Source organism: Cohnella massiliensis (assembly GCF_900169535.1).
Classification (GTDB): domain Bacteria; phylum Bacillota; class Bacilli; order Paenibacillales; family Paenibacillaceae; genus Cohnella; species Cohnella algarum.
Genome location: NZ_LT821241.1, coordinates 16,261 through 42,793, shown reverse-complemented (window position 1 = coordinate 42,793; position 26,533 = coordinate 16,261). Strand labels below are relative to the sequence as shown.

26 protein-coding genes are annotated in these 26,533 nt (G+C 61.2%); 16 read left to right on the top strand and 10 right to left on the bottom strand.

The window, feature by feature from the left end:
* Nucleotides 1-121: 121 nt before the first annotated feature.
* Genes B7E11_RS00225 through B7E11_RS00195 form a run of 6 tightly spaced genes read right to left on the bottom strand, consistent with a single transcriptional unit; the run spans nucleotide 122 to nucleotide 5,399 of the window.
* Entirely contained in the window at nucleotides 122-709 is a 588-nt protein-coding gene (locus B7E11_RS00225; RefSeq protein ID WP_080831642.1) for a helix-turn-helix domain-containing protein, read from the bottom strand.
* Between the two features lie 47 nt (nucleotides 710-756).
* Nucleotides 757-1,629 (bottom strand): agmatinase family protein, encoded by an 873-nt coding sequence (locus B7E11_RS00220; RefSeq protein ID WP_080831641.1) that lies wholly within the window; start codon nucleotides 1,627-1,629, stop codon nucleotides 757-759.
* A gap of 30 nt (nucleotides 1,630-1,659) precedes the next feature.
* Nucleotides 1,660-2,451 (bottom strand): ABC transporter permease, encoded by a 792-nt coding sequence (locus tag B7E11_RS00215; protein ID WP_080831640.1) that lies wholly within the window; start codon nucleotides 2,449-2,451, stop codon nucleotides 1,660-1,662.
* Complete coding sequence (locus tag B7E11_RS00210; protein ID WP_080831639.1) at nucleotides 2,441-3,268, bottom strand: ABC transporter permease; 828 nt, start codon at nucleotides 3,266-3,268, stop codon at nucleotides 2,441-2,443. Before B7E11_RS00210 ends, B7E11_RS00215 begins: the two co-directional genes overlap by 11 nt.
* Before the next feature lie 5 nt (nucleotides 3,269-3,273).
* Nucleotides 3,274-4,359, bottom strand: coding sequence for an ABC transporter ATP-binding protein (locus B7E11_RS28630; protein WP_176220550.1), 1,086 nt, complete (start codon nucleotides 4,357-4,359; stop codon nucleotides 3,274-3,276).
* Entirely contained in the window at nucleotides 4,335-5,399 is a 1,065-nt protein-coding gene (locus B7E11_RS00195) for an ABC transporter substrate-binding protein (protein WP_080831637.1), read from the bottom strand. Before B7E11_RS00195 ends, B7E11_RS28630 begins: the two co-directional genes overlap by 25 nt.
* 369 nt (nucleotides 5,400-5,768) lie before the next feature.
* On the opposite strand from B7E11_RS00195, the gene spoVT reads away from it, so the two are divergent.
* From spoVT to spoIIE, 10 genes are all read left to right on the top strand, one after another.
* Nucleotides 5,769-6,311: a stage V sporulation protein T gene (gene spoVT / locus B7E11_RS00190; RefSeq protein ID WP_080831684.1), complete on the top strand. Its 543-nt coding sequence runs from the start codon at nucleotides 5,769-5,771 to the stop codon at nucleotides 6,309-6,311.
* Nucleotides 6,312-6,544: 233 nt separating this feature from the next.
* Complete coding sequence (locus B7E11_RS00185) at nucleotides 6,545-8,269, top strand: oligosaccharide flippase family protein (protein ID WP_080831636.1); 1,725 nt, start codon at nucleotides 6,545-6,547, stop codon at nucleotides 8,267-8,269.
* A gap of 7 nt (nucleotides 8,270-8,276) precedes the next feature.
* Nucleotides 8,277-9,758 carry a bifunctional methyltransferase/pyrophosphohydrolase YabN gene (gene yabN / locus B7E11_RS00180; protein WP_080831635.1) on the top strand — a complete coding sequence of 494 codons (1,482 nt, stop codon included), beginning with the start codon at nucleotides 8,277-8,279 and terminating at the stop codon, nucleotides 9,756-9,758.
* Nucleotides 9,759-9,929: 171 nt separating this feature from the next.
* On the top strand, nucleotides 9,930-10,202 hold the full coding sequence (locus tag B7E11_RS00175; protein ID WP_080831634.1) for an HU family DNA-binding protein: 273 nt from the start codon (nucleotides 9,930-9,932) through the stop codon (nucleotides 10,200-10,202).
* A gap of 3 nt (nucleotides 10,203-10,205) precedes the next feature.
* On the top strand, nucleotides 10,206-10,487 hold the full coding sequence (locus B7E11_RS00170; protein WP_080831633.1) for an RNA-binding S4 domain-containing protein: 282 nt from the start codon (nucleotides 10,206-10,208) through the stop codon (nucleotides 10,485-10,487).
* A gap of 675 nt (nucleotides 10,488-11,162) precedes the next feature.
* The gene (yabP, locus tag B7E11_RS00160; protein ID WP_080831631.1) at nucleotides 11,163-11,444 is read left to right on the top strand and encodes a sporulation protein YabP; all 282 of its coding nucleotides are present in this window, start codon (nucleotides 11,163-11,165) and stop codon (nucleotides 11,442-11,444) included.
* Nucleotides 11,441-12,034: a spore cortex biosynthesis protein YabQ gene (gene yabQ / locus B7E11_RS00155; RefSeq protein WP_080831630.1), complete on the top strand. Its 594-nt coding sequence runs from the start codon at nucleotides 11,441-11,443 to the stop codon at nucleotides 12,032-12,034. The genes yabP and yabQ overlap by 4 nt, the downstream gene beginning before the upstream one ends.
* Nucleotides 12,035-12,190: 156 nt before the next feature.
* The gene (locus tag B7E11_RS00150; RefSeq protein ID WP_080831629.1) at nucleotides 12,191-12,499 is read left to right on the top strand and encodes an FtsB family cell division protein; all 309 of its coding nucleotides are present in this window, start codon (nucleotides 12,191-12,193) and stop codon (nucleotides 12,497-12,499) included.
* A 122-nt stretch (nucleotides 12,500-12,621) separates the two neighbouring features.
* On the top strand, nucleotides 12,622-13,062 hold the full coding sequence (locus B7E11_RS00145; RefSeq protein ID WP_080831628.1) for a S1 domain-containing RNA-binding protein: 441 nt from the start codon (nucleotides 12,622-12,624) through the stop codon (nucleotides 13,060-13,062).
* Nucleotides 13,063-13,541: 479 nt separating this feature from the next.
* On the top strand, nucleotides 13,542-16,085 hold the full coding sequence (spoIIE, locus tag B7E11_RS00135) for a stage II sporulation protein E (RefSeq protein WP_080831626.1): 2,544 nt from the start codon (nucleotides 13,542-13,544) through the stop codon (nucleotides 16,083-16,085).
* A 301-nt stretch (nucleotides 16,086-16,386) separates the two neighbouring features.
* Here the strand turns inward: spoIIE and B7E11_RS00130 are convergent, their stop codons facing one another.
* Nucleotides 16,387-17,571: a helix-turn-helix transcriptional regulator gene (locus B7E11_RS00130; protein WP_176220549.1), complete on the bottom strand. Its 1,185-nt coding sequence runs from the start codon at nucleotides 17,569-17,571 to the stop codon at nucleotides 16,387-16,389.
* Nucleotides 17,572-17,733: 162 nt separating this feature from the next.
* On the opposite strand from B7E11_RS00130, the gene B7E11_RS00125 reads away from it, so the two are divergent.
* A complete protein-coding gene (locus tag B7E11_RS00125) occupies nucleotides 17,734-18,615 on the top strand; it encodes an SDR family oxidoreductase (RefSeq protein ID WP_080831683.1) in 882 nt (293 codons plus the stop codon).
* Nucleotides 18,616-18,666: 51 nt separating this feature from the next.
* Here B7E11_RS00125 and B7E11_RS00120 read toward each other — a convergent pair whose 3' ends face one another.
* On the bottom strand, nucleotides 18,667-19,656 hold the full coding sequence (locus B7E11_RS00120) for a sigma-70 family RNA polymerase sigma factor (protein WP_176220548.1): 990 nt from the start codon (nucleotides 19,654-19,656) through the stop codon (nucleotides 18,667-18,669).
* Between the two features lie 14 nt (nucleotides 19,657-19,670).
* The gene (locus B7E11_RS00115) at nucleotides 19,671-20,117 is read right to left on the bottom strand and encodes a carboxymuconolactone decarboxylase family protein (RefSeq protein ID WP_080831623.1); all 447 of its coding nucleotides are present in this window, start codon (nucleotides 20,115-20,117) and stop codon (nucleotides 19,671-19,673) included.
* A gap of 180 nt (nucleotides 20,118-20,297) precedes the next feature.
* Here B7E11_RS00115 and B7E11_RS00110 point away from each other — a divergent pair, with 180 nt between their 5' ends.
* The 5 genes from B7E11_RS00110 to ftsH all read left to right on the top strand — a co-directional run bounded on the left by B7E11_RS00110 (nucleotide 20,298) and on the right by ftsH (nucleotide 26,112).
* Nucleotides 20,298-21,053: a vWA domain-containing protein gene (locus B7E11_RS00110; RefSeq protein ID WP_080831622.1), complete on the top strand. Its 756-nt coding sequence runs from the start codon at nucleotides 20,298-20,300 to the stop codon at nucleotides 21,051-21,053.
* Entirely contained in the window at nucleotides 21,037-21,954 is a 918-nt protein-coding gene (locus B7E11_RS00105) for a serine/threonine protein kinase (protein WP_245809584.1), read from the top strand. Before B7E11_RS00110 ends, B7E11_RS00105 begins: the two co-directional genes overlap by 17 nt.
* A 35-nt stretch (nucleotides 21,955-21,989) precedes the next feature.
* Entirely contained in the window at nucleotides 21,990-23,408 is a 1,419-nt protein-coding gene (gene tilS / locus B7E11_RS00100) for a tRNA lysidine(34) synthetase TilS (protein WP_080831620.1), read from the top strand.
* A 63-nt stretch (nucleotides 23,409-23,471) separates the two neighbouring features.
* Nucleotides 23,472-24,011: a hypoxanthine phosphoribosyltransferase gene (gene hpt / locus B7E11_RS00095; protein ID WP_080831619.1), complete on the top strand. Its 540-nt coding sequence runs from the start codon at nucleotides 23,472-23,474 to the stop codon at nucleotides 24,009-24,011.
* 100 nt (nucleotides 24,012-24,111) lie between these two features.
* Nucleotides 24,112-26,112, top strand: a complete 2,001-nt coding sequence (gene ftsH, locus B7E11_RS00090; protein WP_080831618.1) for an ATP-dependent zinc metalloprotease FtsH — start codon at nucleotides 24,112-24,114, stop codon at nucleotides 26,110-26,112.
* 75 nt (nucleotides 26,113-26,187) lie between these two features.
* Here the strand turns inward: ftsH and csaA are convergent, their stop codons facing one another.
* Nucleotides 26,188-26,520: a chaperone CsaA gene (csaA, locus tag B7E11_RS00085; protein WP_080831617.1), complete on the bottom strand. Its 333-nt coding sequence runs from the start codon at nucleotides 26,518-26,520 to the stop codon at nucleotides 26,188-26,190.
* Nucleotides 26,521-26,533 lie beyond the last annotated feature (13 nt).

The window sequence follows — 26,533 nt, the reverse complement described above, 5'->3', positions numbered from 1 at the left end:
ATCTCGCCCGGCCGTGCGCCTAGAACGGCGCGCAGTTGAGTAAAAATGACTCATCTCGCCCGGCCGTACGCCTAAAACCGCTTGCAGTTGAGTAAAAATGACTCATCTCGACGGCTGTGCGTCACCCGACCGACGCGCGTCCGCGCGGCAGCATCACCCAGATGCCGACCGCGTCGCCGTCGCCGGGATTGTAAAACTCGTGTTTTTGCGAACTTTCAAAAACGATGCTGTCTCCGGCCTCCAGCCGAAAGGTTCGGTCTTCGATCAACACGTGAAGCTCGCCCTCGAGCAGGTATCCGATTTCCCGGCCTTGGCGGGCCAGTTGGGGAGAGGGCTTCGCTTCTCCCGGCCGGATCCGCATTTCGAACATTTCGAAGCCGTTGTCGAGCGACGGGCTCAAAGCCCGGTAAAGTACATTCGGATGAAGCATGTTCACCGTTTTCTGGTCTTGCCTTTTCGTTAAATGCACGTCGGAAGAGGCTATATCCTGAAAAAAAGAAAATACCGGAACGTTCAAACCATGACTGATTTTCCACAAGGTATCCAGCGAAGGATTCGTCTGGCCGGTTTCGATTTGCGAAACCATGCTCTGGCTGAGCCCCGCTTTTTTGCTCAGTTCGTCGACGGTCAGCCCTTGCTCCTTGCGGATTTTGCGGATTCGTCTGCCGATCACGCCTTTCGGAAATTCCATTTCCCCGATTTTGTCCATTTCGGCTCTCTCCTTTTAACGATAACCAGAAGAGTTGCCCCTTACCCTTATACTCTCGCCGTCGCGCAGTCGAACAGAATGCGCGCGGCCATGCCGCTCGTAATCCCCTGGTGATCGAATAAAGGATTCACTTCCGCTATATCCATCGCGTGAATGTGGCGGTACAGTCCGTCCAGAATGCCGAAACATTGCGGCGGCGTCAGCCCGCCCGGCTCGTTGGCGCCCGAACCCGGAGCGAAGGCCGAGTCCAGCACGTCGATATCGAACGTCAAATAGATCGCTTCGACGTCGCGCAGCGCCTCCAGCGTCTTGTCGATCACGTCCTGCGCGGTCATGCGGTGCACTTCCGCCGCCGTGATCTGGACGATCCCGGTCTCCTGCAAATATTGGCCGTACCAAGGATAATTGTAGCTTCGCACGCCGATTTGCACAATATGCTCGGGGTTCACGTTCGGAAATTCCAGCGCCCGGCGCATTTGGCTGCTTTGCGAAAACTTCCCTTGCACAGGGGAATCGTCGACGAGGTCGAGGTGGGTGTCGAACTGGATGATGCCGACCTTGCCTTTCGTCCGCTCCGCCAGCGCCTTGAAGCCCGGATACGAGATGGAGTGGTCGCCGCCGAGAATAAACGGGAAAATGCCTTGGTCGAACGCCTCGCCGATTTTGCGTTCGGCGTTTTCGAACGTTTTCTCCGTGCTGTAGGCGACGATGTCGATGTCGCCCAAATCGATCATTTCCGCGCCGTTGAAATCGATAAGCTGCCGTTTTTCCACGTTGTAGATTTTGCCGTCCTGAATCCGGTTTTGCAGCCACTTCGCGTTTTCGCGAATCGCCTGGGGCGCATAACGCGCGCCGGGACGGCCGAGCGATGCGCCGCCGTCCCAAGGAAACCCGATGATGCCGAAATTTTGACCGTTCATGTTCGTTATGCTCCTTTCAGACTCCAACGTTCAACCTTCCAAATAACGGTGTATCCTAAACTTTTTCTCCAAAATCACGATCAGCAGCGTCGAGACGATAATCGTCAGCCCCGCCAGCGCCGTCACGACGGGATTGATGTCGAGGGACACGAGCTGGAAAATGCGGATCGGCAGCGTGATCGTATCCGCCTGCACGAGAAAGTTCGTGACCGTATATTCGTCGAGCGAGACGAGAAACGACAGCAGCGCTCCGGAAATCAGCGCCGGGGTCAGCTGCGGCAGGACGACCGTCGCGAAGGCGTAGCCTTCTTTCGCGCCGTGCACGATGGCGGCTTCCTCCAGCACCGGGTCCAGATGCCGAATGCTCGCGATGGCGATGCGAATGACGTACGGCGCTATGATGACCGAATGGGCGAGCACGAGCGCAACCGGAGAGCCGGCGAGGCCCGCCTGCACGAAGATGATCAGAAAACCGATCCCCGTCGTGACCAGCGGCACGATGAGCGGTCCGAGAAATAACGATTCCAGCGCCGACTTGAACGGCAGCCTGCCCCTGACGATGCCGACGGCGGACAGCACCCCGACCGCGACGGAAAGCGCCGTCGAGCAAACGCCGACGATCAGGCTGAGCGTCAGGGAGGACCAGATCCGCCCGTCTTCGAACAGCGCCGAATACCGTTCCATCGACCATTCCGTCGGCGGGAACTGAAACATGTCCGACGCCCCGAACGAAACGGGGAGGATGATGACCATCGGCGCCGCGATGAACGCGAGGAGCAGCGCGATCCAGACATATCCGGCGATTTTCAGGCTATTCCGCATGGCGGCCTCCTTTCTCCAGCCTGCCGATCATCGACAGCGCCAGCACGACGACGATAAGCAGCAAAATCGAAATCGCCGACCCCAGGCCGAAATTGCCGATTTTCACGATCGAATCGTAGGCCATGTTCGACAGCATCTGGTTGGACGGGCCTCCGAGCATAATCGGCACCAGGAACGTATTGGCGGAAAGGGCGAAGGCGACCGACGCGCCGGCGAACACGCCCGGAAGCGACAGCGGAAACGTGACGCGCCAGAACGTTCTCGCGGAGGAGGCTCCGAGCATCGTCGAGGCCTCCAGCACCGCCGCGTCCATTTTTTTGAGCGACGTGTAAATGTTTAGCGCCGCGAACGGGAGAATGTAGTGCACGATCCCGAGAATGACGGCGGTCGTATTGAACAAAAGCGACAGCTCCCAGTCCGGGTTCAGACCCGTCAGGAACGAGTTGATCGGCCCTTCGCCGCCGAGCAGGATCATCCATCCGAACAGGCGGACGGTCAGGCTCATGAACATCGGGGCGAGCACGAACATCAGCCAGAGGCCTTGGGACCTGGCCGATCTCGTCGCGATGAAGTAGGCCAGGGAGTAACCGAGAACGAGCGCGATGACGGTGCTGACGACCGAAATCCAGAGCGTTCTTCCGAGCACTTCCAGGTACACCTTTCCGGCAAAGAAATCGGCGTAGTTCTGGAAGGAAAAAGCGCCGTCGTCGGTCAGGCTTTCGACCAGAACCCTGAGCAGCGGGTACAGGAACAACACGGCCATATACGCGACAGCGATCCAGCCCATGATCGTATAATATCGTTGGATTCTGGGCATGGGGCTTACCCTTCCTTAAAGAAGGCGACGGATTCGGGCAAAAATTCGCAGCGAACGCTCGAACCGGCTGCCGGAAGCGGGTGTACGAGCCTTTGCGTGATGACGGTCATTTCCGCGCCGCCCGCGGCTTCAAGCCGGAGCCGGTACTCGGTCGCCCCGCCCAGGTAGCGGCTGTCCGCTACGGTCGCGGCAACCGTCCCGGGCCGCTCTCCGTCCGCGATTTGCAGCGCGTTCGGCCTCAGCAGCACGACGCCCTTCGCGCCGTCCGCGCCGTCCACCGCATGCCCGACGGGCACGTCCAGCGACCCGATCCGGGCGAGGCCCCGGCCGACGAGCTCGGCGCCCTCGAGCCGGTTCGTATAGCCGAAGAAATCCGCGACGAACGGCGTGACCGGCGAGGTGATAATTTCCTCCGGCGCCGCGAACTGCTCGATTTTGCCTTTGTTCAGCACGGCGATTTTATCGGATAAGTAGAGAGCTTCGTTCTGGTCGTGCGTGACGAAAATCGCCGTAAACCCGAGCGATCGATGCAGGCTGCGGATCTCCTTCAGCATCTGTTCCTTCAGCCGCGCGTCGAGATTGGAGAGCGGCTCGTCGAACAGCATCAGGACGGGCTCGACCGCCAGCGCGCGGGCCAGGCTGACCCGCTGCTGCTGGCCGCCCGACAGCTGCTTCGGCTTGCGGCCGGCCAGGTGCGAAAGGCCCACCATCGCCAAATATTTTTCCACCCGTTCCTTGATGACGGACTTGCTTTCCTTTCGCGCCTTGAGTCCGTACGCGACATTGTCCCACACCGTCATATGCGGAAACAGGGCATACTGCTGAAACACCATGCCGAAATTGCGCTTGTTCGCCGGGGTGGAAATAATGTCGCGTCCGTTCAAAACGATCTGGCCGCCGTCCGGCTGCGCGAGCCCCGCGATCATCCGCAGCAGCGTCGTTTTGCCGGATCCGCTCGGCCCCAAAAGGGAAAGGAATTGGCCTTTGGCCAATTCCAGGTTGATGTTCTCTACGACGGTAACGTCTTTATACCGCTTCGTAATATTTTTCAGCGATATGGCGCCGTTTAGCGCGTGGTCGCTTCTGTCCATTTGGTCAGCCATTCCTCTCTTTTCGGAAGAAGTTCGTTCCATTCCGGAGCCAGCAGGTTCGCCAATCCCTCTTCGCCGTAAACGACCTTTTGCTGCAGCTCCGCATCCAGTTCAACCGTCTTGTTCGTCGGCCCGTAGAACAGGTCTTGCGCGAAGCCCTGCTGCGCTTCCGCCGTCAGCGTGAAGTCGATAAGCTTGGCCGCAAGCTCTTGATTGGCGCTGTCTTTCAAGATGCCCAGCCCGCTGCGGATCAACACGCCGCCTTCTTCCGGAATGACGAATTCGACCGATTTGCCGGCTTCCTTCATTGCGGTGGCCCGGCCGTCGAACCAGGCGGCCATCGTGACCGCTCCCGTTCCGAACAACGATTCCGGAGCCGAGAACGAAGAATAGTACTGCGCGACCGAAGGGGTAAGCTCCTTGAACGCCGTCCACACCGGATCCATGTTTTCGTAGTCCGCTCCGACCGCCTTCGCCGTCAGCAAAATATCCGGAATCCACTGGCTCATCAGCGCTACTTTGCCTTTGACTTCGGGGTTCCACAAATCGTTCCACGACGTCGGCGCTTCCGCCTTGTCCGGATTGTACGCAATGCCCCAGGCGCCGAACACGTTGACGAGGCCGTACGTTTTGCTTTCGTTGCCGTTCAGGATCGCTTGCGGATAAAGGTTGGACCAGTTCGAAAATTGATCCTGCGCAAGCTCGGACAGCAGCCCTTGATTGCCGGCTTCGATGAGGTCGAAATCGTCCAGCTGCACGATGTCGATTTTCTCGCCGCCTCCTTGCGCGAGCTTCGTGACGCCCGTATACGGGGCCAGCGTGACTTTGACTCCGGGATTCGCCGCTTCGAACGGCTCGATGACATATTTCGCGAACGCTTCGTCGTAAGTGCCCCCGAACGACGTCACGACGAGCTCTTGGCTTTGCGCCGCCCCGCCGGATGCCTGTCCGTTATTGGAAGAGGAGCTGCCTCCGCATGCTGACAACACGCTCACTGCTGCGATCATTAAAGCGACAAGCGAAATCCATTTGGCCTTCATTCCATACCCTCCATAAAATAGGAAAAAACATGACGAAATTCTCTGGTTGTCACTCGAATTCTCCTTATAAAATATTAACTATTTTTATATTTATTCATCTTAGTTAATATCATCATGGCTGTCAATGAACAAGCCCGTCACAAAAAATGACACTTCCGTTGCGGTTCCGGCGTCAACCGACCATTATTTGGCGAAATCCCCCAGCGGTGGGTATACGCATAAGAAAATGGGAGGGGTTGAATACTATGCCCAAGTTCAAGTTCACCCAACAATGGAGTGTTCTTGCGTACGTTAAAACAGCCGGCCGCCGAAGCGCGGCCGCTCCGGGCCAAGGTCCAAAACAACCAAGAAAGCGGGGCAACACGAGCCATGAAAGCAACCGGGATAGTACGCCGCATTGATGACCTCGGTCGAGTCGTTATACCGAAAGAAATCCGCCGCACACTCCGCATTCGCGAAGGAGATCCGCTGGAAATTTTCGTGGACCGCGACGGGGAGGTCATTCTGAAGAAATACTCGCCGATCGGCGAATTGGGCGATTTCGCCAAGGAATATGCCGAGTCTTTGTCCGAAAGCACCGGCCATATCGCCATGATTTCGGACCGCGACACGATCGTTGCCGTCGCGGGCGCTTCTAAAAAGGAATATTTGGAAAAACCGATCGGAAACCTGCTCGAAAATTGCATGGAAAACCGAAAAATATTGCTTGAATCGAGCTCCGGCTCGTATGAAATTTTACGCGATCATGCGGAGTCGATATCCTCCTATGCCGCCGCGCCGATCGTCGCCAGCGGGGACCCGATCGGCACGGTCGTTCTTCTGAGCAAGGAAGAAGGCGTCTCGATGGGAGACATGGAAAGCAAGATGGTGGAGACGGCGGCCGGATTTTTAGGCAAGCAAATGGAGCAGTAACCCGGCAATTTCGGGGTCGCGTCCGGAATCGGCATCGGAAAGCTTCGCGGCAGTGGCGGACCACTGGCCGGCGGAGCTTTTTTCGGATGGTTCGGCCGCGGCTTTCGGACATTCGAGCGCGCAAGGAGGACGCCGCCGGCGGTTCGCGGTATAATGGCTGTTAGAATGACGGGTAAAATGGTCTCGATGGCCGAAACGGATGCCGCGGGAGCGGCCTAGAAAGGAACTGCATCATGACGGAAAGACGGTCGTCCGGCAAGGGCTCCTCGTCGCTGCTCAAGGGAGCGGCGCTGCTCGGGGGCGCCGCCTTGCTGTCCAAGGTGATCGGCACGCTGCAAAAAATCCCGCTGCAAAACCTTGCGGGGGACGAGGCGTTCGGCCTGTACAGCGCCGTTTACGCGTTTGCCGTCATGTGGATGACGCTGGCGGCGGCGGGCGTGCCCGTGGCGGTATCGGCGCTCGTCGCCGAGCGCGTCTCCGAGGGCGACGAGGAAGGCGCGAACCGGGTGCTGCGTTGGTCCGCCGGGCTGCTGATCGCAAGCGGCGTTGCCGCGTTCGGCCTTCTCCAGCTCGGGGCGGACGCGTTCGCCCGCTGGATGGGCGTTTCGCAAGCGGCGGATGCCATTCGCACCAGCTCGCTTGCGCTGCTGTTCGCGCCGCTCGTCGCCGCGCTTCGCGGCGGCGCGCAGGGGCGCATGGACATGCTGCGGCCGGCGGCCTCGCAGCTTGTCGAGCAGTGCGCGCGGGTGGCGTTCATGCTCGCCGCGCTGCTGTGGGCGCTCCGGCACGCCTGGTCGCCGGAAGCGACCGCCGCCGCCGTCCATGGCGGCATGGCGGCGGGGGCCGCGGCGGGCCTCGCGGCGCTCGCGGGCCCGCGGGTTTGGCGCCGCGCGATCCGGCGGCGCGAAGCGGCTGCCGCCGCATCGCAGGCGGCGAGCAGCGGCGGCAGCGCGCGCGTAGCGCCTCGGGAGCCGCGCCGCGCGCTGCTTGGGCGCATCGCCGCCGTGGCGCTGCCGGTAGCGGTCGCGTCGCTCGCAGCCCCGCTGTTCGGGCTGATCGACGCGTTCACGCTGCCGCGCCTGCTGCAAAGCGCCGGGCAATCTTCCGCCGAAGCGCTCGCCTCGTTCGGCGCCTACAACCGCGGCATCGCCCTGCTGCAGCTGATCGTCATGGCGGCCGGCAGCGCGGCCGCGGCGCTCGTGCCGGCGCTGACGGCCGCCCGGGCGCGGGGCGATCTCGCGGACGCGGGCGCCCGCGCCGCCTTCGCCATGCGGCTGGCGGCGTGGTTCGCGGCCGCCGCGGCCGTCGGCCTGGCGCTGCTCGCCCGCCCGGTCAACGTCGCCCTGTTCGCCGACGGGCGCGGAACCGCCGCCATGGCGCTGCTCGCCTTCGCGGCGGGCGCCGGCGCCCTGCAGGCCGTGGGCGCCGCCCTGCTGCAGGGCCTCGGCGACTTGCGTTCGCCGGCCCTGCATCTTGCCGCCCCCGCGCTCGTCAAGGCGGCGGCCAACGCGGCGCTCGCGCCCGCTTTCGGCATCGCGGGCGCGGCGCTGGCCGCGGTGGCGGCGTACGGGACCGCCGCCGCCCTGACGCATCGCCGCCTGCGCCGCCAGGCGGCGATGCCGCGCCCGAGCGCCCGCGCCGCCGGCCGCGGGGCCCTCTCGCTCGCGGCGATGGCCGCCGCCGTCGCGCTGCTCGCCGCCGCGCTGAACGCGCTCGCGGGCGGCCTCGCGCCGCGGGCCGCGGCGGCGCTCACGGCGCTGCCCTGCGCGCTCGCGGGCGCCATCGTGTTCGCCGTCGCGCTCATCGCGACCGGCGCGCTCGGGCCCGCCGACTGGCGCGCGCTGCCCGGCGTCGCCGGCACCCGCCGGGAAGCGGCCCTGAACCGGCTTGCCGCCGTCTTGCGCCGCGGAACAACGGTTGCGGCCGATCCGCAAAATTCGATTCCCCCGAAAGGATGATTCCAAAATGTCTTCCTCCATTGTTGTCGTCGGCCTCGGCTCCGGCGGCGAAGACCGGTTGACGCTAGGCGTGCTGAAACAGCTGGAAGCGTCCGGGCGCCGGTTCGCGCGGACGGCGGACCACCCGGCCATCGCCGACCTTGCCCGGCGCGGCATCGCGTTCGAGTCGTTCGATTCCGTCTACGAGGCGCACGACGATTTCGAACAGGTTTACGAAACGATCGCGGAGCGGCTGCTGGACCTTGCCGCCGAATCCCCGGACGAACCGGTCGTATACGCCGTTCCCGGCCACCCGATGGTCGCCGAGCGCACCGTGCGGCTGCTGCGCGAGCGCGCGCCGGAACGGGGCGTCGGGCTGACGCTGGCCGGAGGGGAAAGCTTCCTCGACGAAGCGTTCGTCCGGCTCGGTTTCGACCCGATCGAAGGCTTCCAATTGCTGGACGCGTCCGAGCTTTCCCGCGAGCTTTTGCGCCCCCGGCTGCATACCGTCATCGGACAAGTGTACGACGCCTATACGGCTTCGGACGCGAAGCTTGCGCTCATGGACGTCTATCCGGACGACTATCCGGTCGTCGTCGGCCAGGCGCTGGGCGTGGACGGGCAGGAGCGCGTGCGCCGCATTCCGCTGTACGAGCTGGACCGGCTGGACGAGTACGGCAACCTTACGCTCGTGTACATACCGGCGAGCGAGGACGAGCGATTGCGCCGTCATTCGTTCGAGCGGCTGCACGAAATCGTCGGCATTTTGCGCAGTCCCGAAGGCTGTCCCTGGGACCGCGAGCAAACGCACCGGTCGATCCGCAAAAACTTCATCGAGGAAACGTACGAAGCGATCGAAGCGATCGACAACGACGATCCCGACAACATGAAGGAGGAATTCGGGGACGTCCTGCTGCAAATTTTGCTTCACAGCCAAATGGAGGAAGAAAACGGCGCGTTCACCGTGTTCGACGTGCTGGCCGAGCTGAACGACAAGCTCATTTTCCGTCATCCCCACGTGTTCGGCGGCGGCGACGCGCGGGACGCGGAAGAGGCGCTGCGCAACTGGGAGGCGATGAAGGCCGAGGAGAAGCGCCGCAAGGGCGCTCCCGAGCGGAAGTCCAGGATGGACGGCATCCCGAAGGATTTGCCGGCGCTGCCCCGCGCGCACAAGCTGCAGAAAAAAGCGGCCGCCGTCGGCTTCGATTGGCCGGATTTGGCCGGCGTGTTCGCGAAGATCGAGGAGGAGCTGGCCGAGCTGAAAGCGGCCGTTAAGGACGAGACCGAGGAGCGGCGCAAGGAGGAGCTCGGCGATCTGCTGTTCGCCGTCGTGAACGCGTCGAGGTTCATCGGGGCGGATCCGGAGGAAGCGCTGGCGGCGACCAATCGAAAATTCGTCTCTCGATTCCGATATATAGAAGAGCAATTAGGTATAAAAGGGCGAAGCTTTGACGAAACTGACTTAACAGAAATGGAAGATTTATGGCGGGAGGCGAAGAACCGGAAGTAGGCTCAAGACGGCCGAATTCGGCACGACTAGGCCCGATTCAACAATTTTCCTTAATTTTTTTGCCGGCGAAGCAGGATTTTTTCATGGCAGAAAGAATAGTATTCTTCGTGTCTTTTTGCCAGCTTTACTAAACTCAAATTTCCGATTTCAAATCTAGGAGGAATTTTTATTATGAACAAGACGGATCTGGTAAACAGCATTGCGGAGAAAAGCGGTCTGACGAAGAAGGACGTTGAGTCCGTATTGAACGGTTTCCTTGGCGAAGTTTCCGACGCCCTGGCCAAAGGCGAAAAAGTGCAGCTGATCGGCTTCGGCACGTTCGAAACGCGCAGCCGCTCCGGCCGCGTCGGCCGCAACCCGCAAACGGGCAAAACGATCGAAATCGCCGCTTCCAAAGTTCCGGCGTTCAAAGCGGGCAACAAGCTGAAAGAAGCCGTCAAGTAATTCATGCGGCTTGACAAGTTTTTGAAGGTGTCGCGCCTGATCAAGCGCCGGACCGTGGCGAAGGACGTGTCCGACCAGGGGCGCGTCCTTCTCAATGGCAGGGAAGCGAAGCCGAGCGCCTCGCTGAAGGTTGGAGACGAGCTGGAAATCCAGTACGGACAACGCATTTTGACGGTCCGCGTGGAGAAGCTGGCGGATTCGACGCGCAAGGAGGACGCGGAGAGCCTGTACTCCGTTGTGAAGGAAGAATACAGAAAGAGCGAAAACCCTCCGTTCCTCTCCTGATGAAGACGAAAGCTGGCCCCCACCGAGCGCGGTGGCGGCCGTTTTTTTTGCACCGTGTTAAGCGCCTCCGGATGCTTGCCGGGCCGCCGTTCGAGGAGGCGAAAAACCGGCCGATGGCGTCGGGAAAGCCTGCGTCGGGCAACCTTATGGCGTCGGAAAGCCTGCGCAAGAGCTATCGGGCCGCAGAATGCCTCATATCGGCCGCCTGCAGAATGACTCGCTCGGCCGCCTATGTTGGATTTTATCCAATCGACGTAGCGGGAAAGGAGAAAAATCCGATTTAGAGTGGATTTTATCCAACGAAAAACGGCCATTTCGGCCGGAATGGACGAAACGGACTTGCTAGAATGGACAAAATCCAATCAAGCCCGAGGTTTTTGCGAGAAAGCCGGTTTTGATTGGACAAAATCCACTGAAGCTCCGCCGCGCATGCTTACCCAACATCCCCGCCGCAGCAAGCCAAGAATACTACTCAGTCCCCCTGCCAACCCATCGAACGCGTCGCCACACGCCAAGAAGACCAGCCAGTCCGCTGCCAGCCCAACGTACCCGCCGCCGCTTCGTCCTTCAACCCGTCTGCGGCCCATCCAGGACGCGGCACCGGTTTTCTCCCGACCCCCGTTCTAATCCGAACTTCTCCCCCATAAGCTAGTCTCATAAAAGGAGGGACGTGCCATGGACTATGGGAAGGGCGCGAAGCGGCAGGAGGTTCGGCTGCTCAACCGCAAGTTGATGGACATTTCCGGCGTGCTCAACGTGGAAAGCTTCGATACGGACGAGTTTTTGCTGGAAACCGAGTGCGGTCGCGTGACGATCAAAGGCCAGAACCTTCATATGAAAAACTTGAGCCTGGAGCAGGGGCTCGTCACGATCGAGGGACATATCGACTCCTTCTTTTACATGGACGGGGCTTCCGTCGGCAAATCCAAAGGCTTGCTCGGGAAGTTGTTCAAGTGAATGCGGCCGTTCATTGGTCGACGATCGGCGCGATGATCGCGCTCGGGCTCGGCATGGGGTTCGCGTTCGACGCGTATCGGGTCGCGTGCGGCCGGTTCAACGTTCGCCGCTGGATGCTGCCGGGACTGGATTTGCTGTACTGGGCGGCCGCCACCGTCGTCGCATTCCAGCTTTTGCTGGCCAACAATTTCGGAGAGGTGCGCCTCTACGTTTTTCTCGGCATCGGCATCGGGGTCACCGGCTATTTTGGCCTGTTCGGCTCGTTCGCGCGCAAGCTGGTCGCCTGGCTGTACCGGGTGATCGAGGCGGCGGCAAAAGGGCTGTGGAAGACGGCGCGGATTTTGCTGATCGTCCCGGTCGTCTGGATCGTGCGCGTGCTGGCCCGGCTGATCGACATCGTTTTCGTGGTCGTCGTCGCGATTTTGCTGTGGACGGCAAAGCTGCTGCTCAAACCGCTTGGCGGCATCGGCGGGTGGCTGTGGAAACGCCTGCTGCCGGTTCGGCGGAAAGCCGGAAAGTGGTTCGCTCCGGTCGTTCGGGCGAAAGAACGCTGCGCAAGGTTATGGGAACGCCTCCGCCGAAAGTCATAATTCGACACGGCCGGAGGTTTTTTATGCGTCATAAGGCGTATTCTATCTAGCTTTTCGCGTATGCTATAATAGTAGCGCCCGATCTGTTTTTTCGATTATGGAAAGTCGTTTCGGTTCGGGGTACTCGGGGCAAGGGATCGGAAAGGGGAGCTTCGGATGGCTACGCGCACGACGTCAACGCCGGCATCGGTAGGAGCACGCAGACGGCTTAAGCTGCTGCTGCTTGTCATCGTCCTGTTCATGAGCTGGGCGACGTATACGATGCTGCATCAATACCACCAGCAATCCGAACGTTCCGCGAAGCTGCAGGAGGCCAAGAGCAAGCTGGCGGAAGCCGAGGCGAAGACGGCCGCGCTGAAGCTTGAGGTCGAAAGGCTCAACGATCCCGAATATATCGGCCAAATCGCCCGCAAAGATCAAGGGATGATGCTTCCCGGAGAACGCGCCATTCAAGTTCAACCCTAAAATGGCGGTATTTTCGAGATATCCGTCTGTTGACCTTGCTTTTCACAATCGGTTATAATCGGCGTAAGCCGGATTGATATATTGAACGGCACACTTATGTTCAGGGAGGAACATCGGTTTTTATGGCCATCGAAGTGGGCACGAAATTGGAGGGTAAAGTAACCGGCATTACGCATTTCGGAGCGTTTGTGGATTTGTCGGGCGGAGTTACGGGCCTCGTTCACATTTCCGAAATCGCGGACAGCTATGTTAAGGACGTCAACGAGCATTTGAAGATCAGCGACGTCGTTACCGTCAAAGTCATCAATGTGGACAAGGACGGCAAGATCGGCCTGTCCATCCGACAAGCTGTTGACAAGCCGCCGGAGCAACAGCAGCAGTATCGCGAACAACGCGGACCTCGCGGAGATCGCGGAGGTCGACCCTTCAAACCGGGCGGTCCGGGCCGCGCCTCGTTTGAGGATAAGATGAACCGGTTCCTCAAGGACAGCGAAGAGCGCATGTCCACCCTGAAGAAGAGCACGGAATCCAAACGCGGCGGACGGGGCGGACGTCGATCGTAATACCCGACCCCTCATTTTTATAGAAGTTTTATAGCAGCAACCAGATAACCGTCGGCTCGGCTGGCGGTTTTTCGCGTTTTCGGGAGCGTTCCGCGCAAGCCGAACGGCGGATGGCGATTCTTTCATTTATAACGGTTAAAAGTTTTTAACGAAAACCCGGATCGGGAGCGATCCGGGTTTTCTCTATTTCGAGGGCATCCGGCACGGCAGCGAAAAAAGAGGGCGTTTTGCGGTCGCCAATTGCCGTCGGATGGAGGCGTTTTCCTCTCCGGCATTCGACGGAAGGCATCGCAGGCGTCCGCTCGCGGAAGCCGTTTCCCCAACTCCGGCGCGGATTTGCCGGTTGCCGAACGGCGTCGCCGCCGCCTCGCGCCCGCTGTCGGAAAAAACTTTTGCTTCGCCAACGGCTTCTGACAAACTTCATGAAACGCCGCTCCTATAATTAGAGGCACACTCTTTGGAAAACGAGGTGCTCATTGATGATCAAGCAGTCCGTCATTCCCTTCGTGCCGCGCCAGCAGCAAAATCCAAATTCCGATGAGAACAAAAAGGAGAGACGATGGAAATTCAATTTGCGGAATCCGCGAAAAAAACCGGCGCCGTCCCGGCCCGGAGATCGCGCCTTGGTCGGTTTGTTTCAGCGTTATCGATGGGCATTGCTCGTCGTTGCCGTCGGTTTTTTGCTCGGGCGAGCGGCTATGCTGGAAGGGCTCGCGCCTTTTGCGGCCGCCTTCTTCGCCGTCGTGCTGTACACGCGCAGAGACTTGGCCGTGTGGGCCGCGGCGGGGGCGTTCGCGGGGAGCTTCTGGTCGCTTTCGGGGGAGCCGGCGGTCATCGCCGCGGAGATCGGCATCGTCTATCTGCTTGTCCGAGCGCTGGAGGCGTACGAGCGAGCGGATCTGTCCCACGCTCCGGTCGTCGTGTTTACTTCGACGCTACTGGTCCGCCTCTTTGCGACGGTCATGACGGAGACGTCGGCCGGCTGGCTGCCGTACGCGCTCACGGCGGTGGAGGCGGGACTTGCGTTCGTGCTGACGCTGCTGTTCCTGCACGCCCTGCCCGTCTTGTCCCGGCCCGCGAGAAAATCCCGCCTGCGCCACGAGGAGTGGGTGGGACTGATGATCCTGGCCGCCTCGGTGCTGACGGGCGTCGTCGGCTGGGCCGTCTACGGCGTTTCGCTGGAGATGCTGCTGTCCCGCTACGCGGTCGTGCTGGTCGCGCTTGCCGCCGGTCCTTTGGTCGGCACTTCCGCGGGGGTGATCGCCGGCATTATTTTGAGTCTTTCGGATTTGAGCGCCGTTTCGCAGATCGGCATTTTGGCCTTCGGAGGGCTGATGGCCGGGTTGATCCGACAGGGCGGAAAGCCCGCGGTCGCGTTCGGCCTGCTGCTGGGCACTTCGATGTTGTCGCTCTACGAAGGGCAGGCCCAGACGACGATGGCCTCGGTCTGGGCGTCCGTAGCCGCTTCCGTCCTGTTGTTCGCAACGCCCCGGAAGTGGATCGACTCTATTGCAGGATATGTGCCGGGGACGGCGGATTATGCCCAAAATCAACAGGACTACGCAAAAAAAGTCCGGGACTTGACCGCGGAGCGGGTCGAGCGGTTCTCGGAGGTGTTCCGCCAGCTGGCCGGCAGCTTCCGCCAGATCACGTATGCCGGAGAGACGGCCCGCAGCGAACGGGATTTCGAACATTTTATCAATACGGTGCACGAGACGAATTGCCAGAGCTGCCATCGGAGGTGGCAGTGCTGGGACGGACAGTTTTTTCAAACCTACAAATTGCTGACGGACATGATGAGCGCGGTGGAAACGGATCCGGAGCTCGCCGCTTCCCATCTGCCCAAGCCGTGGACGCGGCATTGCGTCAAAACCCCGCAGGTGCTGGAGGTGCTCAAGCGGCAATACGACTTGTACCGCCACGACCAACACTGGCGGCGCCAGGTGCAGGACAGCCGGCTGCTGGTCGCCGAGCAGCTGTCGGGCGTCTCCCAGGTCATGGACGACCTGGTGAAGGAAATCCGCAGGGAAGCGAAGGAGCTGAGCCGGCAGGAGGAGCAGATTCGGGAAGCGCTCGATGGCTTGGGGCTGGCGATTCAACGCATCGATATCATTAATCTGGAGGAGGGACAGGTCGAGATTGAAATGATCCATGCGTTCCGGCCGGGGTACGACGAGTGCCGGAAAATGATCGCGCCGCTGCTTAGCGACATCCTCGGCGAAAGCATTTCGGTGCGAAGCGAGCGCGTGGCGGAAGGACCGGGGAAGTGGACGACCGTCACGTTCGGTTCTGCGAAGGCGTTCGAAGTGACGACCGGGGTGGCCGCGGCGGCCAAGGACGGCGACCTGCTGTCCGGCGACAGCTTCAGCATGACGGAGCTGGGGAGCGGCAAGTTCGCGGTATCCATCAGCGACGGCATGGGCAACGGGGCGCGGGCGAGGCTCGAAAGCAGCGCGGCGCTGTCGATGCTGGAGCAGCTGCTGCAATCGGGCATCAACGAGCGGGTGGCGATCAAGTCGGTCAACTCGATTTTGCTGCTGCGCTCGCCCGAGGAAATGTTCGCGACGGTCGATCTCGCGCTGATCGACCTGTACACGGCGCAGGCGACGCTGCTGAAGATCGGTTCGACGCCGAGCTTCATCAAGCGCGGGCGCGAAATCATTCCGATCGCGGCGAACAACCTGCCGATCGGAATCCTGCAGGACATCGAGGTCGACTTCCTGCAGATCGATCTGGAGCCCGGCGATACGCTCATCATGATGACGGACGGCATCATCGACGCCCCGGGACACGCGATCAACAAGGAAATGTGGATGAAGCGGGTGCTTCAGGAAATCGCGAGCGACGACCCGCAGGAAATCGCGGACGCGCTGCTTCAGACGGCGATGCGCCAATATCCCGGCGGAAGCGTCAGGGACGACATGACCGTCGTCGTCACGAAGATCGCCCGGCGCGAGCCGGAATGGGCGGCGTTCCGCTGGCCGGGACTGGACCGGCTGGAGCGTTCGCGAACGGTCAGCTGACGGACTTTATCGGATGCTCGAATTTCTTCGGGCAAACACAGGCTCTGATCTTATTCAAGGAGGAGATGCACCGTGAATATGACATACGGTTCGAATGCCGCGAAGGAAAAACAAACGAGGGTCCGACGGCGCGACGGAATCGCCGCGACGGGTCCGCCGCCGCGGGCGCGGCGGGGAATCGCGCTTGAAGCTTGCCGCCGGCCGCGGGCCGTTCGTCCGGATCGGTAACGCTGCGTTGAACGCTAATGACCCATGAGGGTTTCATATAAATATTCCGTTTTGTTTTGGAGGTGGGACGAAGTCAATCGGTTGACCGGCTGTCCGCCTCGGGGAACGCCTCCCCGCCCTCCGCGTACAGCTTCAGCAGGGCCGCGGCCTCATTCGCCACGGACTGCCGGAGCGATTCCGGCCGGAGCGCGAGGGCGGAGGCGCCCAACCCGAGCAGCAGCCGCGCCGCGTACGACTCGGTTTGCAAGTCGACATCGGCCTCGACCCAAGCCTCCGACGCTTGCCGGGAGGACAATATGCGAACATATCGTTCCGAGGCGAATTGCCGCCAAGCGTCGGTCCTCACCCGCACTTGCGCCGGATAGCTGGGGAGCGAGGCTTTGAACCGGGCGGTCGACCGCTGCCACCAGGAAGCGAGGTCGAACGTTTCGGGCACTTGAAAACGATCTTCCAACAGCTCGGCCGAAACGAGCCGGGAAACGCGGAACGTGCGCACCCGGTCTTCGGGCGAAGCGCAGGCCATGGCGTCCGGTTTAACGTCGGGCTCCGGCTTCGGCTCGCGTTTCGGACCGGATTTCGCTTTCGGGCTCGCTTCCGGATCCGGGCCGCCCTTTCGATCGGCGTTCCCGTCCGATACGGCGTTCCGGTCCGGGACTTTCCCCGCTTTGCGATCTTCCCCGCGTTCCTCCTCCACCTGACCGGCGAAGTACCAGGTTTGCCGTTTGGCCACCAACCCCCACGGACAGACGGCGAACGGAGCGTGAATCCGCTCATCCGCGCCAACGTAGCGGATGAGCATTTTCCGCTGCTCCCACACGGCCTTCTGCACCGTCTCCAAAAAAGGCGCCGGCTCGCCGGCTTCATGCCACCCGGCCCCGTCGATATGCAGATGGCGGCGGACGAATTCGGCTTCGTCCCGCCTCGCGGGCGGCAGCGCGGAGAACAGCTTGCGCAGCGCGCTCGACGTGTCGTCCGGGAGCTTCAGGTCGCGCACCGCGCTCGACGATTGCAGCGCCAGCAGCGCGGTAATTTCCCCCGTCGTCAGTCCCGTCAGCCGGGTCCGGTAGCCTTCCTGCAGCACCCAGCCGCCGCTCGCGCCTCTTTCCGCGTAAATCGGAAAGCCGCTCGCGGACAGCGATTCCATATCGCGATGCACGGTTCGCGGCGACACCTCCAGCCGGCGGGCGAGCTCGCCGGTCGTCGCTTTTCCTTGAGCCTGCAGCAAATGGAGAATTCGCAGCAGCCGGTCGCCTCGCATGGGCCATCCCCCCATTCCCGTTCGCGCTTGCGCCTCGTTCGTTCGGCCCCGCGAAATGATTTTCCGAATACCGTCAGTATACCGTTTCAATTATGACACTAGTTGTCTTATATGCAAGAGTAGCATAACGGTATTCCGAATCCAAAGGCGGTGCTCATGAACATGGAAAAAACGTTGGCAGGAAAAGTGGCGGTCGTCGCGGGAGCGACGAGAGGGCTCGGCAGGGCGATCGCGATCGCGCTCGGCGAAGCGGGGGCCGTCGTGTATTGCACGGGCAGAAGCGTCCGGGGCAATCCGTCGGACATCGGGCGGAGCGAAACGATCGAGGAAACGGCGGAGCGGGTGACCCGTTCGGGCGGAACCGGCATTCCCGTTCGCGTCGATCATACGGACGAGCAGCAGGTAAAGGCGCTGTTCGAGCGGATCGCGGACGAGCGGGCGGGCCGTCTGGACATCGCCGTCAACGACGTCTGGGGCGGAGATTCGCTGATCGATTGGGAGAAAAAATTTTGGCAGCAGGATCTGGCAAGCGGATTGCTCGTCCAGCAGCGCTCGGTCTGGTCCCATATGATCACGAGCCGTTACGCCGCGCCGATGATGGTCGAACGGGGGAGCGGGCTGATCGTCGAAATTACCGACGGCTGGAATTACCGCTATCGGGGTCATCTGTATTACAGCTTGGCGAAAATTTCGTCCATTCACCTCGCCGAAGCGATGGCCGCCGATTTGAAGCCGCACGGCGTCGCCGCGGTCGCCGTTACGCCCGGTTTTTTGCGCTCGGAGGCGATGCTCGACCATTTCGGCGTCACGGAGGACAATTGGCGCGACGCGATCAAGATCGAACCGCATTACGCCATGTCGGAGACGCCGTTCTATGCGGCCCGGGGAATCGCGGCGCTCGCCGCCGACCCCAGACTGCTCGACAAGAGCGGCGGCATCTACACGTCGTGGGGATTGGCGGACGAATACGGGCATGCGGACGTCGACGGCCGGCGGCCCCATTGGGGAAATTACGCGAAGGAGCAGGGCTTTTACTCCGAGTGATCCCGGCAGCCATCAGACCCGCCGCTGCTCGCTGATTTCGGCAGACGGAGGTTATTCCTTTTGGGCGGACGGCCGCGATTCGAAGCCGGGTTGCGGAAGTCCCGCGATTGCTCGGCGCTCTTCTCCGGCAATCCTTCCGAAGGCTTGCAGCTTATCCGGATTCAGGACCGCATAAACGGCGCGCAGCGGCTGCGCGCCGCCGCCGGCAAGGCCGAACGCGAAGACGGCCTTCAGCTTCCCCTCTTCCCAAGCGGCGATGCCCGGTTCGCCGTTGACGTTCGCGACGGACAGCTCCGCATGCCGAAGCGAGCGGGAGGCCATCGCCTTCAGCAGCGCGACCACGCGGGAAGCGCCCGCAATCGGATTGATCGCCGCTTTCGTCCGGCCTCCGCCGTCGGTCAGCATGACCGCGTCCTTGGCGAGCAGGGCCAGCAGCTCTTGCACGTCGCCTTTGGCGAACGCGGCGGCAAACCGCCGCGCAAGCCGATCGCCCGCCGCCGGAAGCGGGCGTTCCCGATCGGCCGGACCGAGCTTGCGGAGCGCCCGGCTGACGAGCTGACGGCAGCTCGCCTCCGTCTTGCCGAGGATTTCCGCCATTTCCGCATACTCGAAACGAAGGGCTTCCCGCAATACGACGGCGGCTCTTTCGGCCGGGCCGAGCCGCTCCAGCAGCACCAAATAAGCGTAAGACATCATTTCCGCTTGTTCGGCGACGGCGGAAGGGGCAGCGTCCCGCCCTCCTTCCAGCGGCTCCGGAAGCCATGGGCCGACATACGTTTCGCGTCTTCGGCGGGCGGACTTGAGCGCGTTCAAGCAGCGGTTCACGGTCAGCTTGCTCAGATAGGCCTTCGGATTGCGGACGGCCCCCGGCTCGAAATCCGGATTCGCCTGAAGGGACGAAAACGTTTCCTGAACGATATCCTCCGCGTCCGTCCAGGTTCCCATGATCCGGTAAGCAATCCCCAGCAAATAACGGCTGAAGGCCGAATACCACTCCTCGATGCTCGATCCCGAATTTCGTTCGTCCGGCACGCCGTTCACGCGCCATCCCCCCTTTATGAATAACAGCCGGGAAACATCCCCGTGGACACCGCGATCCGGTTCCAGCAATTGATGGCGTTGATCGCCATGATCAGGTCGACAAACCCGGCCTCGTCGAAAAATTTTCGCGCGTTTTCATACGCCTCCAGCGGCACTCCGGTCTCGGACAGCCGGGTGACGCACTCGGTCAGCTCGAGCGCGGCCCGTTCCGATTCGCTGAAGCAGGGCGCTTCCCGCCATACCGGAAGAAGCGCGAGGCGTTCCGCGGATTCGCCGAGCTTCAGCAGGTCCCGGGAGTGCAGGTCGACGCAAAAGGCGCAGCCGTTCAGCTGCGAGGCCCGAACCTTGATCAGCTCGCAAAGGCGGCGGTCGAGGCCGCGGCCGGCAACGAAACGCTCCAGCGAGGCAAGCGCCTTGTAAGCTTCGGGATTGGCCTCCCGATAATTCATTCTCATTTTCACGGGTAAATCCTCCTTTTTCTCCTCTTCGGTTGCCGCGGGCAAAAATCTCCCGTCTACGAATAGACAAAACGCCTCCCTTTTTTGTGACATCAAGCCGCTCTTCGGCGCCGCCGGGGTTAAATCTAGCGATTTTTGCCCACAATAGATTGCTATAGGGCACAAAAAAGAGGAGTGAACGTCATGAAGCAAATTTTGCTTATTACCGACGGCGGATCCAATGTCGGCGAAAGTCCGGTCGTCGCCGCGGCGCAAGCGTATGCGGAAGGCATCGTCGTCAACGTGGCCGGGGTCGTGGACGACGGGGCGATCGGCGAGCACGGCGCGGCGGAAATCGCGGAGATCGCGCGGGCGGGCGGCGGCATGAGCCGCATCGTCGCGACGCCGCAATTGTCGGGGACGGTGCAGATGATGACGCGAAAAACGGTCGCGGCCACGGTGCAGCAGGCCGTCAATCACGAGCTGCGGCAATTGTTCGGCGTCGGATCGGTTGCCGAGCTGCCGCCGGCGAAGCGGGCCGAAGTCGTGCGCGTCATGGAGGAGATCGGGGAGACGGCCGAGCTGCGGGTGGCGCTGCTGATCGACGCCAGCGCGAGCATGCGGCCGAAGCTGTCCGCGGTGGAAGAGGCGATTCGCGATTTGTCGCTGAGCCTGCAGGCGCGGGAAGGGAACAGCCTGGCGGCGGTGTTTCATTTTCCCGGGGAATTCGGCGACGAGGCTTGCGTGATGGATTCCGGCTGGACCGGGGCCGTCGACCGGATCCGCATGCTGTCCGGGAAGCTGAAGATGCGGGGAACGACGCCGACGGGGCCGGCCCTGCAGCGGGTGTTGGAGTTTTTCCGGGAGACTTGTGGTAATATCATGGTAGAACCTGTACAAACATCCTCGCTTGCAAAGCGGGACGAAACGCTAGAGGTGCGGAGTGACTACGTCGTCTGAATCCCGCTTGCAGCCGGGAACGGTATTGCGCGGGAAATGGAATGGCAAAAGCTACACCCTGCAGCGTCTGCTCGGCATCGGCTCGAACGGCCAGGTGTACCTCGCGTCGCACGGACGGGCCGTTTGCGCGATCAAGATCGGCCAGGACACCGCGGACTTGCAGGCCGAAGCGAACGTGCTCGCCTCGCTCGACCAGCGGGAGCGGGGACGCTCGCCGTTCTTGCTGGACGTGGACGATGTCGCGGTCGGGGAGCGGGTGCTGCCTTTTTACGCGATGCAGTATGTGCCCGGCCAACCGGTGAAAACGTATATCCGGCGGCACGGCGCGGAGTGGGCCGGCGTCATCGGGTATCGGCTTCTCAAGCGCCTGGCGGAGCTGCATGCGGCCGGCTGGGTATTCGGGGATCTGAAGAGCGATAACATCCTGGTAGGAAAATACGGCCAGGTCGGCCTGGTCGATTACGGCGGGACGACCGCGATGGGACGCAGCGTCCGGCAGTTTACCGAAATGTACGACCGCGGCTTCTGGTCGGCCGGCAGCCGGACCGCCGAGCCGGCTTACGACTGGTTCGCGGTCGCCGTGCTGTGGATTCACGCGCTCGACGGGAAACGGCTCATCCATCTCAGCCGGACGCTCCTGCCGCAAAACCGGCACCCGCGCGAGCTGATGACGCTCGTGCGGACGAACCGGCTGCTGAGGCCGATGGAACCGTGGCTGCAACGGGCGCTGGCGGGGGAATTCCGGGATACCGCCGAAGCTTGCGAGGCATGGCGTGCCGCCCTTGCGCCGCAAGCCCGTCAGACGGACAAGACGGGCGGCGTGCCGGGCTGGATGGCCGGCCTGTTCGCCGTTTCGCTCGTTTTGTGCGTATCCGTTACGGCGTATTGGCTGCTTCAATAGGAAAAAGAGCATTAGCTGCGGACGGGGGGACACCATTGGACGATCTTTTGCTTCGGGTCGAAAAGGAAACCGCCGGACAAAGCTGGCGGAAGCCCGGCGAGACGATCGTAGCCGCCGTCTCCGGCGGGCCGGATTCTATGGCGCTGCTTCATATGCTGAAGGAGCTGTCGGAGCGGGACGGCTTTCTCGTCGTCGCCGCCCATGTCAATCATCGGTTTCGCGGAGCGGAAGCGGACGGCGAAGAGGCGACGGTGCGTCAGGTCGCGGAAGGCTGGGGCATCGTTTGCGAGACGGCGGCGATCGACGTTCCGGCTTACATCGCCGCAACCGGGAAAAATCCGCAATCGGCCGCCCGCGAAAAAAGATACGAATTTCTTCGGGAGGTCGCCCGGCGCCGCGGCGCGGGGACGATCGCGCTTGGCCACCATGCGGACGATCAGGCGGAGACGGTGCTGATGCGCATTTTGCGGGGCACCGGCATCGGAGGGATGGCAGGAATTCCGGAGCGCCGCCGCGAAAAAGAATTGGAACTGATTCGGCCGTTGCTGCGTATAACCAAACATGAGCTTCTCGAATACGGCGCGAGGAACGGGATTCCCCACGTCGTCGACAGCAGCAACGCCAAAACGCATTATTTTCGCAACGCGGTTCGATTGGATATTTTGCCGATGCTGGAGAAGTACAATCCCCGGCTGCGGCCGGCTCTCATCCGGTTGTCGGAGCTCGCTTCGGCGGAGAACGACTTTATGGAAGCCGAGGCGCGCAAGGCGCTCGAACGAACGGCGGAACGCCGGGGAGACGGCTGGACGATCGATCGCCGCGGCTTTCGCGGTTTGCACGTCGCTTTACAACGCAGATTGATTAAATTAATATTAAGCTGTCTTGAAAACGAGAACGAACCCGCCGATTTCGAAAGGGTGGAAGAGGCCGTCGCCGCGATTTCCTCGGAACGGACGACCGGCTGCCGCATCGACCTCGGACGGGGATGGACGGTCTTATGCGAGTACGAATCGGCTTTTATCGGATCTGCGCCGGCGTTAACGTCCGGCTTTTCCTATTCCGTTTCCGGACCCGGAACGGATGCGGCCGTGCCGGAAGCCGAGACCCTGTTCCGTTTTCGCTGGTTTACCGGAAGCAGCACCTCTCCTGCGGAGTTTCGAAGGGAGGCTTTTTTTGACGCGGCCGATCTGCGATTTCCGCTGACGATTCGCAGCCGCCTTCCCGGCGATCGGCTGGAGCCCCATGGATTAAAAGGCTCCAAAAAAGTGCAAGATATGTTCGTCGACGCTAAGGTTCCGCGTTCGCGAAGGGATTCGGTGCCGCTCCTTGCGGACGCGGACGGCCGCATTTTGTGGATTCCGGGCTTGCGCCGCTCGCGGCATGCCGTTCCGAACGACGCGACCGCGGCCACGGTTCGGGTCACGGCCGAATCTCTTCGCGACAATCGCGAATAACAGCGACATGAACGGAGTAATGCTATCATACCGTGTATTAAATCGGATCGGGAGGACCCATCTTTGCAGAACGACATTCAAGAAATTCTGTATTCCACGGAAGAGATCCAAGCGAAAGTCAAGGAGTTGGGCGCCGCCGTCAGCCGCGATTACGAAGGGCGCAACCCGCTCGTAATCTGCGTGCTGAAGGGCGCCTTTATTTTTATGGCGGACCTGGCCAAGAACATCACGGTCCCGATCGCTCTGGATTTTATGGCCGTCTCCAGCTACGGCAATTCCACCCGGTCTTCCGGAGAGGTGCGCATCGTCAAGGATCTGGACACCTCCGTCGAAGGCCGGGACGTCATCATTGTCGAGGATATTATCGACAGCGGCCTGACGCTCAGCTACATTATCGACGTTCTCGAGCGCCGCAACGCCCTGTCGGTTCGGGTCGTCGCCCTCTTCGACAAGCCGGGGCGCAGGACGGTCGACCTGAACGCCGACTATACGGGCTTCGTCATCCCGGACGCTTTCGTGGTCGGGTACGGTTTGGATTACGCGGAGAAATACCGCAATTTGCCTTTCGTCGGCATACTGAAACCTGAAGTTTATTCGAGCTAATGATGCGCTGATGACCGCCTTGACGAGCAGGCCCGAATTTGTTGTGATGCTCAGACAGGCTATGGTAAAATGATGTAAGCGTGTCGAGAGGAGGTCAGGGATGAATCGGATCATCCGGAACACAGGCTTTTATCTGCTTATTTTTTTGGTGACCGTCGGGATCGTTCAGTTTTTCATCAGCCGGAACGAGACGACGGAAGGACTTACGTATAACGAAATTTTGGCCGTTGTGCAGCAGGGGAACGTCAAGGACCTGCAGCTGCAAGTGGACAACGGCACTTATTTGGTAACGGGCCATTACAAAGAAAAACCGGCCGACCGGAGAAGCGACGCCTTCGCCGGGCGGGTGATGTATACCGAGGATGCCGCGCAAAATTTTGCGTCCCTGGCCGTGGAGAAAGGCGCGATCGTCGAATTCAAGGAAATGCGGGGTCAAAGCTTCTGGCTTACGTTCCTGACATCCATCATTCCGTTCGTGATCATGTTCATCCTGTTCTTCTTCCTGATCAATCAGGCGCAGGGCGGCGGCGGCAAGGTCATGAATTTCGGCAAAAGCAAGGCGCGTCTATATAATGAAGAGAAAAAACGCGTCACCTTCGAGGACGTGGCGGGCGCCGACGAAGAAAAGCAGGAGCTTGTGGAAGTCGTCGAATTCCTCAAGGACCCCCGCAAATTCGCGGCTCTCGGAGCGCGAATCCCGAAGGGCGTTCTGCTCAACGGGCCTCCGGGCACCGGTAAAACGCTTCTCGCCCGCGCGGTGGCGGGCGAAGCGGGCGTACCGTTCTTCAGCATTTCCGGTTCCGACTTCGTGGAAATGTTCGTCGGCGTCGGCGCGTCGCGGGTTCGCGACCTGTTCGAAAACGCCAAGAAGAACGCGCCCTGCATTATCTTCATCGACGAAATCGACGCCGTCGGCCGTCAGCGGGGCGCGGGCCTCGGAGGCGGACACGACGAGCGCGAACAGACGCTTAACCAATTGCTCGTCGAGATGGACGGTTTCGGCGCCAACGAAGGCATCATCATTATCGCGGCGACGAACCGTCCGGATATTTTGGACCCGGCCTTGCTGCGTCCCGGCCGTTTCGACCGCCAAATCACGGTCGACCGTCCCGACGTCAAAGGCCGCGAGGCCGTACTCAAGGTTCATGCCCGCAACAAGCCTTTGAACAAGGACGTGCGGCTGGACACGATCGCCAAGCGGACGACCGGCTTCACCGGCGCCGACCTGGAGAACCTGCTGAACGAAGCGGCGCTTCTGGCCGCGCGCAAAAACAAAAAAGACATCAATATGATCGACGTGGACGAAGCGATCGACCGCGTCATCGTCGGCACCGAGAAGAAGAGCCGCGTCATCAGCGAGCGCGAGAAACGGATCGTGGCCTACCACGAATCCGGCCATACGGTCGTCGGTTACTTCCTCGAGCACGCCGATATGGTTCACAAGGTGACGATCATCCCTCGCGGACGCGCGGGCGGCTACGTCATCATGCTGCCGAAGGAAGACCGGATGCTCGTCACGAAGCAGGAATTGCTGGATAAAGTGACCGGATTGCTTGCCGGACGCGTCGCCGAAGAAATTTTCATCGGCGAGATCGGCACCGGCGCCTACAGCGACTTCAAGCAGGCGACCAGCATCGTTCGCAGCATGATCATGGAATACGGCATGAGCGAAAAGCTCGGGCCGATGCAATTCGGCCAAAGCCAGGGCCAAGTGTTCCTCGGCCGCGATCTCGGACACGAGCCGAACTATTCGGACAAGATCGCGTACGAGATCGATCAGGAAATGCAAACGATCATTCAAAGCTGTTACGACCGGGCGAAGAAGCTTCTCACGGAGAAAAGCGAGGAAGTCCATTTGCTCGCGAAGACGCTGCTTGAGGAAGAGACCCTTGAGCTCGAACAAATCAAGAGCTTGATCGAGAAGGGCGATCTGAGCGGCGCGAACAGCGGCGGGAGCACTCCCGACGATTCCAAGGGCGAGCCGACCGTCGACGCGCTCGGAGCGAACGTCCGCGTCCGCATCCAGACGCGCGAGGGCGAAGCGACGCCTCCCGCGCCGGATCAACCCCGCGACGACGACGGTTCCGAAGAACCGAAATAACGGGAAATCGCATCCAGATTATAAAACCTCCGGCCCCCGCAATGCGCGGGTCGGAGGTTTTTTGATGCCGGTCGATCAGGCAATCGGCGTCCCGTTCGGAACGGGCTGGTCGGGCCGGAGCAAAATGACGTCTCCTTTTTCCGGCACGCCGCCGAGCACGAGCACTTCCGATTCGAAGCCGGCAATCCGGCGCGGAGGAAAGTTGACGACGGCGACGACCTGCTTGCCGATCATCGCTTCCGGCGCATAGCGCGCCGTAATTTGAGCGCTGGAGCGCTTGACGCCGATGTCCGCCCCGAAGTCGATTCGCAGCTTGATCGCCGGGACCCGGGCTTCGGGGAAAGCTTCCGCCGCGACGACGGTGCCGATGCGCATATCCAACGTCAAAAAGTCATCGATTGTAGCCAAATGAACGAAGCCT